This is a genomic window from Neobacillus sp. DY30 (genome assembly GCF_030123065.1).
In the GTDB taxonomy this organism is placed as follows: Bacteria; Bacillota; Bacilli; order Bacillales; family Cytobacillaceae; genus Neobacillus.
Genome location: NZ_CP126093.1, coordinates 4,994,850 through 5,009,771 on the forward strand (window position 1 = coordinate 4,994,850; position 14,922 = coordinate 5,009,771).

The 14,922-nt window shown below is 38.2% G+C and carries 15 protein-coding genes and 1 riboswitch; of the genes, 9 read left to right on the forward strand and 6 right to left on the reverse strand.

What is annotated here, in order from left to right; translation table 11 throughout:
* The first annotated feature begins 215 nt into the window (after positions 1–215).
* Positions 216–1,145, forward strand: a complete 930-nt coding sequence (gene speB / locus QNH29_RS24750) for an agmatinase (protein ID WP_283861920.1) — start codon at positions 216–218, stop codon at positions 1,143–1,145.
* Between the two features lie 125 nt (positions 1,146–1,270).
* On the opposite strand, the gene QNH29_RS24755 is transcribed toward speB, so the two are convergent.
* Together QNH29_RS24755 and QNH29_RS24760 are read right to left on the reverse strand one after the other, a co-directional pair.
* Positions 1,271–2,128, reverse strand: a complete 858-nt coding sequence (locus QNH29_RS24755; protein WP_283861921.1) for an MBL fold metallo-hydrolase — start codon at positions 2,126–2,128, stop codon at positions 1,271–1,273.
* Between the two features lie 138 nt (positions 2,129–2,266).
* Positions 2,267–2,860 (reverse strand): cell wall hydrolase, encoded by a 594-nt coding sequence (locus QNH29_RS24760; protein WP_283861922.1) that lies wholly within the window; start codon positions 2,858–2,860, stop codon positions 2,267–2,269.
* Positions 2,861–3,217: 357 nt separating this feature from the next.
* Here QNH29_RS24760 and QNH29_RS24765 point away from each other — a divergent pair, with 357 nt between their 5' ends.
* Complete coding sequence (locus QNH29_RS24765) at positions 3,218–3,664, forward strand: Dps family protein (RefSeq protein ID WP_283861923.1); 447 nt, start codon at positions 3,218–3,220, stop codon at positions 3,662–3,664.
* Positions 3,665–3,701: 37 nt separating this feature from the next.
* Here the strand turns inward: QNH29_RS24765 and QNH29_RS24770 are convergent, their stop codons facing one another.
* Together QNH29_RS24770 and QNH29_RS24775 are read right to left on the reverse strand one after the other, a co-directional pair.
* Positions 3,702–4,109: a disulfide oxidoreductase gene (locus QNH29_RS24770; protein ID WP_283861924.1), complete on the reverse strand. Its 408-nt coding sequence runs from the start codon at positions 4,107–4,109 to the stop codon at positions 3,702–3,704.
* Entirely contained in the window at positions 4,102–4,815 is a 714-nt protein-coding gene (locus QNH29_RS24775; protein WP_283861925.1) for a DsbA family protein, read from the reverse strand. The genes QNH29_RS24770 and QNH29_RS24775 overlap by 8 nt, the downstream gene beginning before the upstream one ends.
* Positions 4,816–4,967: 152 nt before the next feature.
* On the opposite strand from QNH29_RS24775, the gene QNH29_RS24780 reads away from it, so the two are divergent.
* The 5 genes from QNH29_RS24780 (at position 4,968) to QNH29_RS24800 (ending at position 10,640) form a co-directional block, all read left to right on the forward strand.
* Positions 4,968–6,023: a lactonase family protein gene (locus tag QNH29_RS24780; protein ID WP_283861926.1), complete on the forward strand. Its 1,056-nt coding sequence runs from the start codon at positions 4,968–4,970 to the stop codon at positions 6,021–6,023.
* Between the two features lie 27 nt (positions 6,024–6,050).
* On the forward strand, positions 6,051–6,755 hold the full coding sequence (locus tag QNH29_RS24785; RefSeq protein ID WP_283861927.1) for a DUF421 domain-containing protein: 705 nt from the start codon (positions 6,051–6,053) through the stop codon (positions 6,753–6,755).
* Positions 6,756–6,820: 65 nt separating this feature from the next.
* Positions 6,821–6,934: riboswitch (SAM riboswitch) on the forward strand.
* A 330-nt stretch (positions 6,935–7,264) separates the two neighbouring features.
* Positions 7,265–8,137, forward strand: a complete 873-nt coding sequence (locus QNH29_RS24790; RefSeq protein ID WP_283861928.1) for an AraC family transcriptional regulator — start codon at positions 7,265–7,267, stop codon at positions 8,135–8,137.
* 143 nt (positions 8,138–8,280) lie between these two features.
* A complete protein-coding gene (gene melA, locus QNH29_RS24795; protein WP_283861929.1) occupies positions 8,281–9,786 on the forward strand; it encodes an alpha-glucosidase/alpha-galactosidase in 1,506 nt (501 codons plus the stop codon).
* Between the two features lie 80 nt (positions 9,787–9,866).
* Positions 9,867–10,640, forward strand: coding sequence for a phytanoyl-CoA dioxygenase family protein (locus tag QNH29_RS24800; protein ID WP_283861930.1), 774 nt, complete (start codon positions 9,867–9,869; stop codon positions 10,638–10,640).
* A gap of 175 nt (positions 10,641–10,815) precedes the next feature.
* Here the strand turns inward: QNH29_RS24800 and nagA are convergent, their stop codons facing one another.
* Together nagA and QNH29_RS24810 are read right to left on the reverse strand one after the other, a co-directional pair.
* Positions 10,816–11,967, reverse strand: coding sequence for an N-acetylglucosamine-6-phosphate deacetylase (gene nagA / locus QNH29_RS24805; RefSeq protein WP_283861931.1), 1,152 nt, complete (start codon positions 11,965–11,967; stop codon positions 10,816–10,818).
* Between the two features lie 104 nt (positions 11,968–12,071).
* Positions 12,072–12,911, reverse strand: coding sequence for an AraC family transcriptional regulator (locus QNH29_RS24810; RefSeq protein WP_283861932.1), 840 nt, complete (start codon positions 12,909–12,911; stop codon positions 12,072–12,074).
* Between the two features lie 127 nt (positions 12,912–13,038).
* Here QNH29_RS24810 and QNH29_RS24815 point away from each other — a divergent pair, with 127 nt between their 5' ends.
* Positions 13,039–14,127: a Gfo/Idh/MocA family protein gene (locus QNH29_RS24815; protein ID WP_283861933.1), complete on the forward strand. Its 1,089-nt coding sequence runs from the start codon at positions 13,039–13,041 to the stop codon at positions 14,125–14,127.
* Complete coding sequence (locus tag QNH29_RS24820; RefSeq protein ID WP_283861934.1) at positions 14,124–14,918, forward strand: sugar phosphate isomerase/epimerase family protein; 795 nt, start codon at positions 14,124–14,126, stop codon at positions 14,916–14,918. Before QNH29_RS24815 ends, QNH29_RS24820 begins: the two co-directional genes overlap by 4 nt.
* Positions 14,919–14,922 lie beyond the last annotated feature (4 nt).

Consider the following 14,922-nt stretch of genomic DNA (forward strand, 5'->3'; position numbering starts at 1 on the left):
TCACTATGTAATCGTGCAATTCTCATGCCAAAGTTTATTCTCATTAAAAATATCAACTTATTGAAGGTTTTGAATTTTTAGATTTATTCATCCCTGCATACATTATTCCATATTAAATAACGACTGTCACGAAGGAATGGGCCGATAAGGAACACAATCTTGGCACAAAAATTGCAACATATCCTATTACAAATAAAGGACTGGAGGAATGTAAAATGCATTATCCTTTAACACCGGATGTTAAGCCCGAGTTTTGTACTACAGGAACCTTTATGAGGTTACCCTCAAATAGGGAAAATTCTAAATTAGCTATTGTGGGACTGCCGTTTGATACAGCTGCCTCCTTTCGAGTAGGAGCCCGCTTTGCACCACAGGCAATTCGTCAAGCTTCTATGACGTTATTTCCCTACCATCCTATTCATAAGGTGTATCCATTTGATGCATGCAACGCGATAGATATTGGAGATGTATCGGTTATACCTCACAATATTCACCGAAGCTATGAGCTTATGGAAAAAGCAGTGAAGGAGTTAATGGAGAAGGGAATCATCCCAATTGGACTAGGGGGCGACCACTCTGTTACGCTGGCAAATCTTAGAGCAGCAGCCAAAATCCACGGACCAGTTGCGTTAATTCATTTTGATTCCCATACAGATACTTGGGATACGTATTATGAAGAAAAATATTGGCATGGTTCACCATTCATTCGTGCATATGAAGAAAATTTATTAATCCCGGATAAGGTTTTTCAAGTTGGTATTCGCGGAACCCTTAATCATCCTGGAGATATCGAATCAAGTAGTGATTTGGGGTATCATGTGATTACAACTCCTGAACTAAAGGAACGTGGCTTTGATAATGTTGTGAGGGAAATGAAAGAGAAAATTGGGGATACACCATGTTTTCTTAGTTTTGATATTGATTTTGTTGACCCATCCTGCGCTCCCGGAACAGGGACGCTTGAGGTTGGCGGGTTAAACAGCTTTGAAACGTTACAAATCATTCGTTCCCTAACAGATTTTAATTTTATTGGCTTTGATCTTGTTGAGGTTTTACCTCCATACGACCCAACCCAGATCACATCCTTACTCGCGGCAACTATTATCCATGATTTTGCCAGCCTTGTTGCACTTAAAATTAAATAAAACTAACAAAGCAGTGTACTCAATATTTACGAGTTCACTGCTTTTTTGGCAAGAAATTTTGTCCATATTTGTTGTCTCGTGCTTCTCATTCATAGCATATTTTTCAGTCAGATAATCGTCTCTTACTAATGTTTATTTTTGTTTACATACTTTCCAAAGTCTGGAATAGCTATTTGTTCAAATTCATTAACTAACTTTTTCAGGCCGTTGGTCAGTATTTCACCTGACAAAGGCATTCCATGACCAGTTACCGCAACAGTTGGCTTTAGTGCCTCTAATGTTTGAACAGATTTCCAAGCTGCTTGCCAATCTGTTGTAAGATATCTTGGCGGTCCATTGATTTCCATATCTTGTGTAAGGACCTTATAGAGTGAATCTTGCTTCACTGTAATAAATGCATCTCCCGCTATTAGAGAACGATCTTGATCTCTAAATAGCGACACATGCCCAGGAGTATGCCCAGGAGTATGTATCCAGCGATAACCTGACATGTGCGGCACACTGCCATCAGTAGGAAGTATTTGAATATGATTCCCCAAGTTGATTGGTTCATTTGGAAACATTGGGGACATTTTAGCAACCAACCCACCTTCTACTGTAGGGTCTGGCTCTGGATAATTCATTTTTCCAGTTAAATAGGGTAATTCTAATTCATGTGCATATACAGGGACATTCCAATGATTAACCAACTCGATAATGGCCCCTACATGGTCAAAATGTCCATGTGTTAAAATAATTGCTTGAGGGCGGCTATTAGTACCGAAACGCTCTTCCGTTACAGAAATTATCTCATTAGCTGATTCAGGCATCCCTGCGTCAACTAAAACAAAATCCTTTGTTTCTGGATTGCCAACAAAACAAATATTTACAATTTGGATGGTATGACTATATAAATCGGGCAGGACGTCAATGCCAATACCACTTCCTATCGAAGTGGCTGGTATAAATTTATAATCACTGCCGTATGACATTTCCTGATCCATTCTTAAACCTCCTTAACTATTTTAGCAATTTGACTAACAAGTTTATTTTGCACTTATAGTTACTATCCTATGATTAAGGATTATTTTTAAAAAACGAAAAACGCTTGGATATGCAGGTATCCAAGCGTCCCCTATTAATTATCGTGCAAAACGATGATTACCGATTGTTACGGTAACTTCACGTGTAAAAATCCAATCACTCACTGCTGTCTTTGGATTGTAGAAAAATAAAGAACCATTTCCTTTGCCCATCAAAGCAATTGCTTCATTAACTGCTCTTTTCGACGCTGCGTCAGCTGGCTGATTGATTTGGCCATTTGCAACAGGTGTAAATGCATAGTGTCCATTTGAGATTTGATAAATGACTCCACGAACTGTGTTAGGGAAGTCTGGACTTTTCACTCGGTTAAGAATAACAGTTGCAACAGCTACCTTGCCGGCATATGGCTCACCAACTGCTTCTGCTCGAACTAATCGTGCCATTAATTCCTCATCTGCCGCTGAAATTGGAGAATTAGGCAGAATCATATTTTGTCCTGCAATAAGCGGCTTACTATTGTTAGCTTTCATTAAACTATTAATAGGAATACCAAATCCTTTAGCTATTTTCCAATATGTCTCACCGTATTGAATTTTGTGAGTAGTTGCTGCTTCCGACTTGGTTACACCAGTAAATGCTGACATTCCTAAAATTAATCCCGCTGCAATAACAAGTTTTTTTAATTTATTCATATTTTATAGCCTCCTAGTAATCTCGTTGTTTTCTCTATTAATAAGGCTATCAGTTGTAACATAGTTATTCATTAGCCAAAAATATCCAGTGCAAAACTAGCACAAATGGCTCCTGCTATGAAAGCATTTATCTACTAAATGGAATAAAAATCCAACTTAATTTCTTTTCCACATTTATTCCACTATAAGAAAATTAAGGAATTATTATTACATTCCATTTCAGGCTTATTTCATGAAATACCCTTGTAATAATAATACTCTTCACCAAATTGACAAAAAATCCCTAAGTTTTTCACAGGTTTCTCCTTAAATCTTTGGTAATAATATAATAGAAGACAAAATGATGGAGGGTTCATAATGGAAAATCAGTTAGTCACTATACTTAACAAACAAATTGCAAACTGGTCAGTATTGTATATCAAGTTACATAACTACCATTGGTATGTGAAAGGTGGTCAGTTTTTTACCTTACATGCTAAATTTGAGGAATTCTATAATGAAGCCGGATTGCATGTAGATGAACTGGCAGAGCGATTACTCGCTATCGGTGGAAACCCTGTTGCTACTATGAGAGAGTGTCTTGAACTTTCATCGGTTCAAGAAGCGAATGGAAGCGAAAATGCTGAGAAAATGGTTCAAACCATTATAAATGATTTTTCAATTATTATAGGCGAATTAAAAGAAGGCATGAGCATTGCCGGTGAAAAGGACGATGAGACAACGGGCGATATGCTTCTGGCCATTCATTCTGGTTTAGAAAAACATGTATGGATGCTAACAGCATTCCTAGGCAAAGCAATTTAAATTTCCAGAAAAAATAAGACTCAGCATAAGCTGAGTCTTATTTGCTTTTGTTTCGTGCGATGAAAACGAAGCAGATGGTAATAATTGTGAAGGCGGTAAACGCCAAGATTGGAATGGTGATAAAACCAAGCCAATTAATATAATCCTTTGAACAAGGCACACCACTTTTACACATTTCAAATTGCTGCAAATAAGGAATCTTTTGTAGAGCTGTGTGGTAGCCTGAAATGAGCATTCCAATAATCGACAATGGTAATGCGTATTTCACAATATCGTTATCATTTCGGTAAAAAGCAATTCCTAAAATGATCGCTAATGGATACATAAAAATACGCTGATACCAACAAAGCGTACACGGAATATAGAGGAGTACTTCACTGAAATACAAACTCCCAATGGTTGCAATAAGTGCTGCAACCCATGCAAGCAGTAAAGGTTTATTCATTCCCTTTCTCCTTTGCCGCTTCCTCTACTAATTTATTTAAATCGTCCATTGTACTTCCATCAAATCGCTTACCATTAACAAAAATGGTCGGTGTTCCACTTACTCCTAATTTCCCTCCTAAAGCCTCATCACTCTTCCAAGCTTCTTCCGGGGCTTTTGTATCAAAATAAGTAACTACCTTCTTAACCTCTTCCTTACTTGCTATTTCCTCTAATGTTTCAGTTAACAATTCCTCGGTGAAAACATCAATCGTTTCATATCGTGTATCTTCAGGCTGTTTATCAAAGATAAGCTCATGAAACTCCCAAAACTTTTCGTTGCCTAACTCATGATAGACAGCCTCTGAAAATTTAGCTGTCCGGTCTGAATCAACATTAATAAATGGATAATGGAAATAATAAAATTTAGCTTTGCCAGTATCAACAAACTCTTTTACTATTAGCGGTACTACATTGTCAGCAAAGTTTTTACAATTTGGACACTTATAATCGCCAAATTCCACAATGGAAACAGGTGCATCTTCTTCACCTAGAAAAGGCTGATTGGCATAATCAATCTCTTCTTTAGCTGTATCTTCTGAATCTTGGTTGTTGGCTAGAAAGATAAACCCGATAATAGCTATTGCAATCAATCCAATAATCCAAAAAACAAATTTTGATGATGAAGATTTTGGTGGTTGGTTCACTTTCTTTTTCTTTTGCGCCATAGTTAAACTCCTTACTATTTCGTTTTTGATCTATTAAATAATTTCTTTCTGTTAATAACTATATAGTGAGTTAAATAAAAATTCCACATATTAGACTAAGTACTTTGCTAAGGTTAAAATATAGAAATAATCTTTTAAAAGGAGTTTTCCAAATGACATCACCAAATTTACTGCTTGGCTATATTGGTACATATACTAAAGGCGAAAGCGAAGGAATTTATAGCTTTACATTGAACCAGGCTGAAGGAAAAATCACAGATATTAAAGCAGTTGCTGCGCTAGAGAATCCAACCTACTTAACCTTATCTAATGATCAAAAATATTTATTCTCTGTAGGGAAAGCGGGTAACAATGGCGGTCTTGCTTCCTATTCTATTACTGGCAATGGAGAACTTACACCCATTAATAATCAATTATCAGAGGGTTCCCCTCCCTGCCATGTGAGTGTTGATAGTAAGAATCGGTTAGTATTTAGCGGTAATTATCATAAAGGGACAGTCGAATCCTATTTAATTAACTCAGAAACAGGTTCAATACAGCCTGCCTCTTCTATTATCCAACATGAGGGTTCTGGACCTGACCCTAGGCAGGAAAAACCGCATGTGCACTATACTGGGCTCACACCAGATGAAAAATATCTAGTCGCCGTAGATCTTGGAACAGATTCTCTTACTACGTATGAAGTAAGTACAGATGGAAAACTTACGAAAGTGCATCTTCTGCCATTAAAAGCTGGCAGCGGTCCTCGGCATCTAACTTTTCATCCTAATGGAATACTTGCGTATCTAATGACTGAATTTAGCTCTGAGGTAATTGTGCTGCGATATCATCCGGAAAATGGTCACTTTACTGAGGTACAATATATTTCTACCCTGCCTGAAGAGTTTAAAGAAAACAATCAAGGAAGTGCTATTCATATTTCAGCGGACGGTCGATTCGTTTATGCAGGTAATCGCGGTCACAATAGCATTGCGGTCTTTCATGTCGAAGAAACAGGTGAACTAAGTTTCTTGGAACATACCTCAACAGAAGGAGATTGGCCAAGGGATTTCGAAATCGATCCTAGCGGGAACTATATTGTTGCCTCCAATCAGGAATCTAGTAACTTGACTCTATTTGCAAGGAATGAAAATAGCGGTAAATTAACTCTTTTACAATCTGATATTAAGGTACCACACCCGGTTTGTGTTAAGTTTTTAGGAAAATAGACTTAGCGGTTGAAGGATGTGTCTTCGATGAATTTCTTCCATAGTCAGGAATCCTTAACTACTATCGAATGGATACTACGTGCTGTTGTAGCTTATTTCTTTTTAATTTTAGTGGCTAAAGCAATGGGACAGCGTTCCATTGCTCAGCTCAGATTGATTGATTTTGCTATGGCTCTGGTAATCGGGAACATTATTGCCCATCCATTATCGGATGAACACCTTGGATTAAAAGGTTCTGTGATAACCACAGGGGTACTAGTGGTATTGTATATTAGCAGTATCTATACCATTTTAAAATTTCCACTAATTAGAAACCTAATAACTCCTTCACCCATTACGCTTGTTAAAGACGGAGAGATTATTTCTAAAGGTTTAACGAAAGCAAAAATATCAATTGATATTTTATTAGAAGAATTACGGGAGAGAAAAGTAGAAGATGTCAAGAAAGTTGCATTAGCAATGTGGGAAGCAGATGGGAAATTGTCCGTTTTTTTGGATCCACAATACGAACCGATTACCCCATCTACATATAACTTAGCTGTGGAGCCGTTTGATTTTCCCCGGACAATCATTAAAGAAGGAAGAATTAATTCTCAGGTATTAACAGAAATCAATAAAAAAGAGGATTGGCTTATTGCTGCTCTTAAAAACCAATATCAAACAGCTGTTACAAATGTATTACTCGCAACAATTGACCGGAAAGATAATATAAAAGTTTTCTTATATAAATAGCTTTCCGAAAAATAGTAATTGACGTGTAGTAAATTTTATAAAAAGTCAAAATATTATATTATACTTTCTTCAAGAGAGGCTGAGGGAATGGCCCTATGAAGTCTCAGCAACCTTCAATGTTTTTTTCATTGAAAAGGTGCTAAGTCCTGCAAGTTACTTATTAACTTGTGAGATAAGGAGAATAACCTATACGAACGTGCCTCCAAAAGTCTTCTTATAGAAGGCTTTTTTTGTTTTTATTTTAGGGGATTAGAACCTGCCTTAAGAAAAAGAGAAAAAGTGAAGATCAATTTTTTACAATGACGATATAAATAAAAGATCGTCGTACCATTTTTTTGGAATTGGCCTTAAAATTGAGAATATAGGTTTATAAAGTGAATATTGAAAGATAGTCAGTTGAAAGACCATTGGAAATGAAACCTGTCCATTGTCCATTGTCAATCAATTGTAAGAATATATACTTAAGTTTTTAGAAGAAAGATTTACATGTACGGGGGAGGTAAAAATGCTTGAATACATACAGCCTTTATTCTAGTGAATTACTTCATGATAAATATTATCCAAAGGTTATAAAGTATTACTTTAAACAATGGAAAGGTTTTGACATGCCGTTTCATTCTCACGATGAGATCGAGATTATGTATGTGATTGAGGGCAAATGTGTTGTCGAAACCGCTGCAGAAACAGTAACCATGAAAAAAGGAGATTTAATTTTACTTGATTCGAACATTGAGCATCGTTTGATAGTAGCTAAAGAGAATCCTTGTAGAATGTTAAATTTAGAGTTTTTTTTTACAAACAAAGACAACGAGCGATTTTCACCATCTTTCAATGAAATTGTTAGAACGAATGGTATGCTGTCTCAGTTCCTATCAAAAGCGTATCCTTATATTTTGTTAAAAGATTCAAGTGATATTTACCATATCCTAAAAAGTCTTGTACTCGAGTTAGACGAGAAGAGTTTAGAAAATAAGGTGATGGTTCAACTCTTATTTTCTCAACTATTTATTAAAATTGGCAGATTATCGGTTGAATATGAGAATCAGAATTCTTATCAAATCAATTTATATATCAAACAAATCCTATCTTATCTTCACCAAAATTATGACTGTGAAATTCAGGTGAAGGATATTGCAAATGTGGTTAATCTACATCCTGTTTACCTACATCGTATATTTAAGGCAGAAATGGGAACTACGGTGATGGAATACTTAACTACTTTGCGAATAAAAAAAGCCAAAATGCTGCTTGCTCACACTGAAATACCCATAACTGAGATATCTGAATACGTGGGTATAAACAGCCGTCAGTACTTTAGTACGCTCTTTAAAAAGCACACCGGTAAGACTCCCGTTGATTATCGAAATACACTTATCAAATAATTTTCATTGAAGAAAAGATTACATAAGTTAGTATTTTAAACTTCGATATATTTAGGAGGTTACAATATTGATAACGCTTTCCTCGTGATGCTTGGTAAGATAAAAATCGTAATCTACCATTATCTGCAAAGGGGAGTGACTCATTGACATTTAAAATCGCTTTTATTGGGGCAGGTAGTATTGGATTTACAAGAGGGTTATTAAGGGATATTTTGTCTGTCTCAGAATTCCATAATATAGAGGTAGCATTTACTGATATTAACCCAAAAAACTTGGATATGGTTACAAAGCTATGTCAACGAGATATTGATGAAAACAACCTGAATATAAAAATTCAATCGACAGTCAATCGCAGGGAAGCATTTAAAAATGCCAAATATATATTTTCGGTGGTACGAGTGGGTGGATTAGAGGCATTTCAATATGATATCGACATCCCCTTAAAATATGGAATAGACCAATGTGTAGGTGATACACTTTGTGCTGGTGGAATTATGTACGGGCAGCGTGGAATAGCTGAAATGCTTAATATCTGTAAAGATATTCGTGAAGTCGCAGACCGTGAATGTTTGTTGCTCAATTATGCTAATCCGATGGCAATGATTACATGGGCTTGTAATAAATATGGTGGTGTTAAGACGATTGGACTTTGTCATGGTGTACAAGGGGGACACCGACAAATAGCTGAAGTGCTTGGTCTAAAGAAACATGAAGTTGATATTATCTGTGCTGGTATCAACCATCAAACCTGGTATATCCAAGTAAAGCACAATGGTGCAGATATGACAGACAAGCTTCTCCATGCATTTGAAAATCACCCCGAATTTAGTAAAACGGAAAAGATTCGCATTGATATGCTCAGACGTTTTGGCTATTACAGCACCGAATCAAATGGTCATTTAAGTGAATACGTGCCTTGGTACCGAAAACGTCAGGAAGACATTAACGATTGGATTGATCTTGGAAGCTGGATAAATGGTGAGACGGGTGGATATTTAAGAGTTTGTACGGAAGGTAGAAATTGGTTTGAGATGGATTTTCCAAACTGGATAAAAGAACCTGTTCGCGAATATAAAGAGGAAAATCGTGGTGAGGAACACGGATCCTATATTCTTGAAGCCCTAGAAACAGGAAGAGTATACCGAGGACACTTTAATGTCGTTAACATTGGGATTATTTCGAATCTTCCAGATGACTCCATTATCGAGGCCCCTGGATATGTTGATCGAAATGGTATTAGTATGCCACTTGTAGGAGAGTTGCCACTCGGCTGTGCGGCAGTTTGTAATGCTAGTATCACAGTTCAACGCCTTTCAGTGGAAGCTGCAGTTCATGGAGACGATAATCTCTTACGTCAAGCGATGATGATGGATCCATTAGTAGGAGCAGTGTGTAATCCGAAAGAAATTGATCAGCTTGTAGATGAGATGTTAGTGGCACAGGAACAATGGTTACCACAATATCAGGATGCAATCGTAAATGCTAAAAAGCGATTAGAATCCGGAAAATCAATTCAAGCTAAGAACAATAAAGGTGCAGCGCGTCTCAAAGTCAAAACAATAGAAGAAATGGCTAAAAACCGCGAAGCAGCAAATAAGAATGCTGGTGAATCTGACAAAGCGAAGGAACGTCCTTCTGCAGTGAAATAAATGAAATAAAACAGGGATTGTGGACGTTACTTTTAAAGGATTTAACAAACAATTATGAAATAAGGGGGATGGGAAAAACGATGATTCAAAAAAATGATGTAGAATTTTACAAAGAAGAAGGTTATTTATTAGTTAAAGGCGTGTTTAATATGCAAGAAGTTGAAGCTATGCGAAATGGTATAGACAATATCATTCGACGAGCGGCTGAAGCAAAAAGGGATGAGAATGCCGCATGGGATGGTGATTATTTGCCAAAGGAACAAATAAGAAGACTCGTTTTGAAGGGATTTCATAACGTTCATTATCATGACTCTGTCTTCTTAAATGCCCTATTTCATGTAAATATGGTTTCTGTTTTAAAAAAATTAATAGGGCCAAATGTACAACTTCATCATTCAAAAATGCTAGTGAAGCCACCTGAAAAAGGTGCTGCATTTCCGATGCATCAAGATTACCCTTACTTTCCTCATGAAAAACATAGCATGTTGGCAGCAAGTGTCCACTTAGACGAAAGCAATGAAGAAAACGGCTGTCTGCGTGTTATCCCTAAGTCACACAAACAAGGAGTCCTTTCGCATGTAGGGAGACACTACTTGAATCACAAGGAATATCCTATTTCTAGTGGAACACCTTGTCCAGCTGAACCTGGAGATGTTTTATTTTTCAATTATTTAACGATTCACGGTTCTGATGTAAACAAGAGTGAACGAAATCGCAGAAATGTTTTATTTCAATATCGTGATGCATCGGATTTCCCTGTAGAAGATACACATTTTGATTGGGGAATGGGATTAATGGTTAGTGGTGAAAATCCTCATTTTGATAAGGTGACACCAAAGTATACGATTGGTTAATTTCCAAATATTATAGGAACATTTGAATACAATAATGTCTCTTACCAGTTTTGTCTTTAACAACCTTACAACACATCTAATTGAATAAAATAAAATATGGGTATCTAATTTAAGATACCCATTATTGTTTAATATGGGCCTATAACGCTGCCCGATAAAGGCATCTTAACAAAGCTTAGGCCTGATAGACGATTCGCCCTTTTACCATTGTCCACAATACCTCGAAACGATCGTTCATTAGTACTAAGTCAGCATCTGCACCGGATTTAATCCGGCCCTTTTTCTCTAATCCCAGTATATCTGCGGGTGTCTGTGTCGCCATCTTAACGGCGTCCTTTAAAGAAATTCCCAATTTAACTGTTTTTGCCAATGCTTCATTCATTGTCACAGTACTTGATGCAAGGGTACCGTCGTCTAACATAGCAACTCCATCCATTACGCGAACTTTATGACCCCCGAATAAGTATGTTCCATCACCCATCCCCATCGCCTGAAGGGCATCTGTAATTAACACCATTCTATCTGGGCCCTTTTCCCGGTATAAGAGCCTTACAATTGCCGGATGAAGATGGACATCATCCACGATTGCTTGAACACTAACACTGCTTTCTTCAAAAGCAGCTAAGATCAAACCCGGGTCCCGGTGATGAATTGGCCGCATCCCATTAAAACAATGGGTAACATGACTGGCACCACAATTAAATGCTTGTTTCGCATCATCATAAGTGGCATCAGAATGGGCAATAGCAGCAATGATCCCTTGTTCCTTTAAAAAAGAAATCATCTCAAGACCGCCTGGCAACTCTGGCGCCAGCGTCACCATGCGGAGCAATGGACCAGATTTCTGCATGATGGTTTTCATTTCTTCCAAATCAGGATGTCTTAAAAACCGCTCATTTTGCATACCTTTTCGTTTTACATTTAGATAAGGACCTTCTATATGAATGCCAATAATTTGAGCCCCAGGTTCGCTGCCAGCCAGCTCTTTTACATTGGTAATCATTTTAAGAAGATCGTCTAAGGAGGAAGAAACTGTGGTGGCTAAGAAGGAGGTGCATCCTGTCTTTGCGCAAGCTTTAGAAACTGCTTCCACACTGCCAACAGTACCGTCCATCATGTCAAAACCTTCTGCTCCATGAATATGTACATCAATCATTCCTGGGATTAGAATCTGGCCGTTTCCATCGATTTCATAATCAGCGGAAAAGTCAGAACACCTATTGCCAGTATGAACCGATTCAATTTGCCCATTCCGAATAAGTATGCTTCCAAGCATTGGTTCTTCATCGAAGATTACACGAACATTACGAATTAGAATAGAATTCATGATTTTGATAGCCCCTTATTTTTAATAGTTTTGAAACATTCCTATTTAATATATTTTCAATGTTTCCCGCTAAACTTAGTTTGCATATTGGACAAACTAAATTTCTACGAAATTTGATATGCCATCTGGCGATACTCTTTAGGGGATCGCCCCGTATACCTTTTAAATTGTTTGTTGAAGGTACTTAAGGACTGAAATCCGCTTACATAGGCAAGGTCAATGATACTCTTGTTCGTCGAACGAAGGAGGTCCATTGCGCTTTGTAGGCGCAGGAAGTTAAGAAATTCATTTGGACTAAGTCCAGTCAACCTGCGGAACTCATTAAAAAACATTGTTCTCCCCATTTCTGCCTGCCAGGATAATGTTTCAATATTTATAGGCTTCTGATAATTATCAAGCATGTACCCCACAATTTCGACAATTTCAGAAGATGGTAATTCCAAATTATTAGCAGATTGAGATTCTTTAGCAAATTGATTTACTTGCAGTAAAATATTGATTAAATGCATATATTGACGGGTCACCCAAAGATCTTCGTCCTTTTCTTGATCTTCCATCGCAGATACAGCCGCCTGCCTTATTGCTCTAGCGAAAATTGTGTTAGACGGGATAATGGGCTGAATTCCTTGTGCAGTATAGAAAGGCTTCAGAAGCTGAATTCCATCAGGGATTTTACGTACAGCAGACGGTGTGAACAGGATGAGAATGCATTCGAACGGTTGATTAGGCTGAGCAAAACTCCAGTGCGGCTCGAATGGACGGCATAAAAACACATCTCCCGGCTTCCCGAGGTAGGTGTGTTCGTTGAACCTATATTCTAGCTCATTATTAATAACTACCCCTATTTCTAAACAATCATGGACATGCAAATCATGCTCCTCATGTGACCCCCATACACGGCAAAACGCAAACGATCGCTGTAAACGTAAGTGTTCTACATACATTTTTCACAACTCCTAAACAATCTTTTTCTTTGAACAAAATGATAAGTTTTCAGCTTAATTGGAGGAGAACTTAATTTTTTGGATATGGTAGAGTAAAACCATAAATATTCAACAGAGGTGAATAAATTTGAGAATTTATATAATTGGCGCGGGCGTAATTGGCCGGACACACGCGGAAGCGGCAAAAAAACTTTCCGAACCGATTCAATTGCGAGCTGCTGATACAAATCCTGCTGCACTAGAAGCATTTTGCAGCCAATTTCCTGAGACAATTGGCTTTACAAATGTGGAAGAAATGCTGAACTCCGAGACTGCACAAAACGATGATATAGTAATTATCTGTACACCGCCGACGGCACATTTTGATCCCACAAGACTTTCAATTGAGTCTGGCCGCCATGTCCTTTGTGAGAAACCTCTTGCGATGAATGGTTCTCAAGCTCAAGAAATGGTCCAGCTTGCAGAAAAGCATAACCGATTATTAGGATGCTGCAGTGTACGTTTTAAAGGCATGCCTCACATGGAGGCAGTAAAGAAAGTAATCAAGTCCGGATCTCTAGGTGAAATCTATCATGTTACGTTTGTTAACAAATGGGAACGAAGCCGTTCAGGAATCGAATATCAGCCTGCAAGCCGCTGGTTTTTAAATTCAACACTAAGCGGCGGAGGCGTGTTAATGGATTGGGGACCTTACGACTTTGCCTCATTGAATGACATACTCAATCCAACCTCCATTGAGATAAATACTGCATGGACGGCAAAGCCCCAAACTGAAATTGATCCCTTGGATACACCCTTCGATGTTGAAACTCATGTCGGCGCCTTCATGACTTTCAGCAGTGGTAACCATCCAATTCATGTCCATTACGAGCGTGCTTCTTGTACTCACGGAGAAAGTTATGCAAGGGCAGAAATCGAGGGTACACTTGGTTCACTTAGGTGGACACCATTTGATTCTAGGCAGCCTGTCTTCCTTCGTTACGATAAGCACGGGCAAATTGTAGAGGAACAGGTAGAAACAGGACCGCGAAGTGAGTACACGATTTTCGACAATCCACTCCTTCACTTTTATCGAAAAGTGAAAGGCCTTGAATCACATGCTAACGTTAATCAACAAGCACTGAATAATTTTCTCTGCCTTACATCCATATATACAACTGCAGAAACCGGACAAAAACAACTGATAGCAATGGTGCAGAAAGGAGTAACACTTTGAACATCAAAGGATTTTCATCAAATATGTACGGCTGGACAGAACGTTGGAAAATGGATGGCAAAAAACCACAGTGGGAAGAATTATTCCGCGCTTGTGCAGAAGCAGGTCTTGATGCTGTCGAGATTGATGCTGATACGGAAAAACTAAAATTGGCACGTTCCTTTGGGCTTGCCGTATCTGCCTCCTATATTGGTCTCCCTTTACATATACCTTTCAACGACCTTGAAGTGGAGCAGACGGTGTTACCATTTGCTGAACGCTTGGCAGCAGCAGACGGCACCGATTTTCTAATAAATGCTGACCCTATCAGCTGGAAAAAACCAGTTCCTAAGTCGGAGGATCATTTCAAACAGCAGGGTGAAAACCTATCTCGTATATCTGAACTTGTTGCCTCCTTAGGTTTAAAGGTTTGTCTTCATAACCATGCGGCAGACAATCACAATGCCAGAGGTGACTTAAGATCGGTCATCCAATATGCAGATCCGCATGTTGGACTATGTATAGATACTGGCTGGGCACATGTATCTGGCTGCAATCCCATTGAGTGGGTAACTGACTATTCGGATCGGGTCTTTGCCTTCCATTTACGTAATCAACGTGGGCATGTACCAACTGAAGACTTACTTGAAGGAGATATTAATTTCGTCTCCTTGCTCGATTCCGCAGCAGCTGCAAAGTATAACGGCTGGCTGGCACTCGAACTATGGCATCCACAAAGCACCCAGCCTGTTCGAACTATGACGGAGGATGTGGAGCGTTCACTCGATTATTTAAGGCATATTCTATTATAATCGT

Bases quoted from the DNA above. Each gene is read 5' to 3' on its own strand.
- speB (WP_283861920.1), top strand. From the start codon at position 216: ATGCATTATCCTTTAACACCGGATGTTAAGCCCGAGTTTTGTACTACA.
- QNH29_RS24755 (WP_283861921.1), bottom strand. From the start codon at position 2,128: ATGGATCAGGAAATGTCATACGGCAGTGATTATAAATTTATACCAGCC.
- QNH29_RS24760 (WP_283861922.1), bottom strand. From the start codon at position 2,860: ATGAATAAATTAAAAAAACTTGTTATTGCAGCGGGATTAATTTTAGGA.
- QNH29_RS24765 (WP_283861923.1), top strand. From the start codon at position 3,218: ATGGAAAATCAGTTAGTCACTATACTTAACAAACAAATTGCAAACTGG.
- QNH29_RS24770 (WP_283861924.1), bottom strand. From the start codon at position 4,109: ATGAATAAACCTTTACTGCTTGCATGGGTTGCAGCACTTATTGCAACC.
- QNH29_RS24775 (WP_283861925.1), bottom strand. From the start codon at position 4,815: ATGGCGCAAAAGAAAAAGAAAGTGAACCAACCACCAAAATCTTCATCA.
- QNH29_RS24780 (WP_283861926.1), top strand. From the start codon at position 4,968: ATGACATCACCAAATTTACTGCTTGGCTATATTGGTACATATACTAAA.
- QNH29_RS24785 (WP_283861927.1), top strand. From the start codon at position 6,051: ATGAATTTCTTCCATAGTCAGGAATCCTTAACTACTATCGAATGGATA.
- QNH29_RS24800 (WP_283861930.1), top strand. From the start codon at position 9,867: ATGATTCAAAAAAATGATGTAGAATTTTACAAAGAAGAAGGTTATTTA.
- nagA (WP_283861931.1), bottom strand. From the start codon at position 11,967: ATGAATTCTATTCTAATTCGTAATGTTCGTGTAATCTTCGATGAAGAA.
- QNH29_RS24810 (WP_283861932.1), bottom strand. From the start codon at position 12,911: ATGTATGTAGAACACTTACGTTTACAGCGATCGTTTGCGTTTTGCCGT.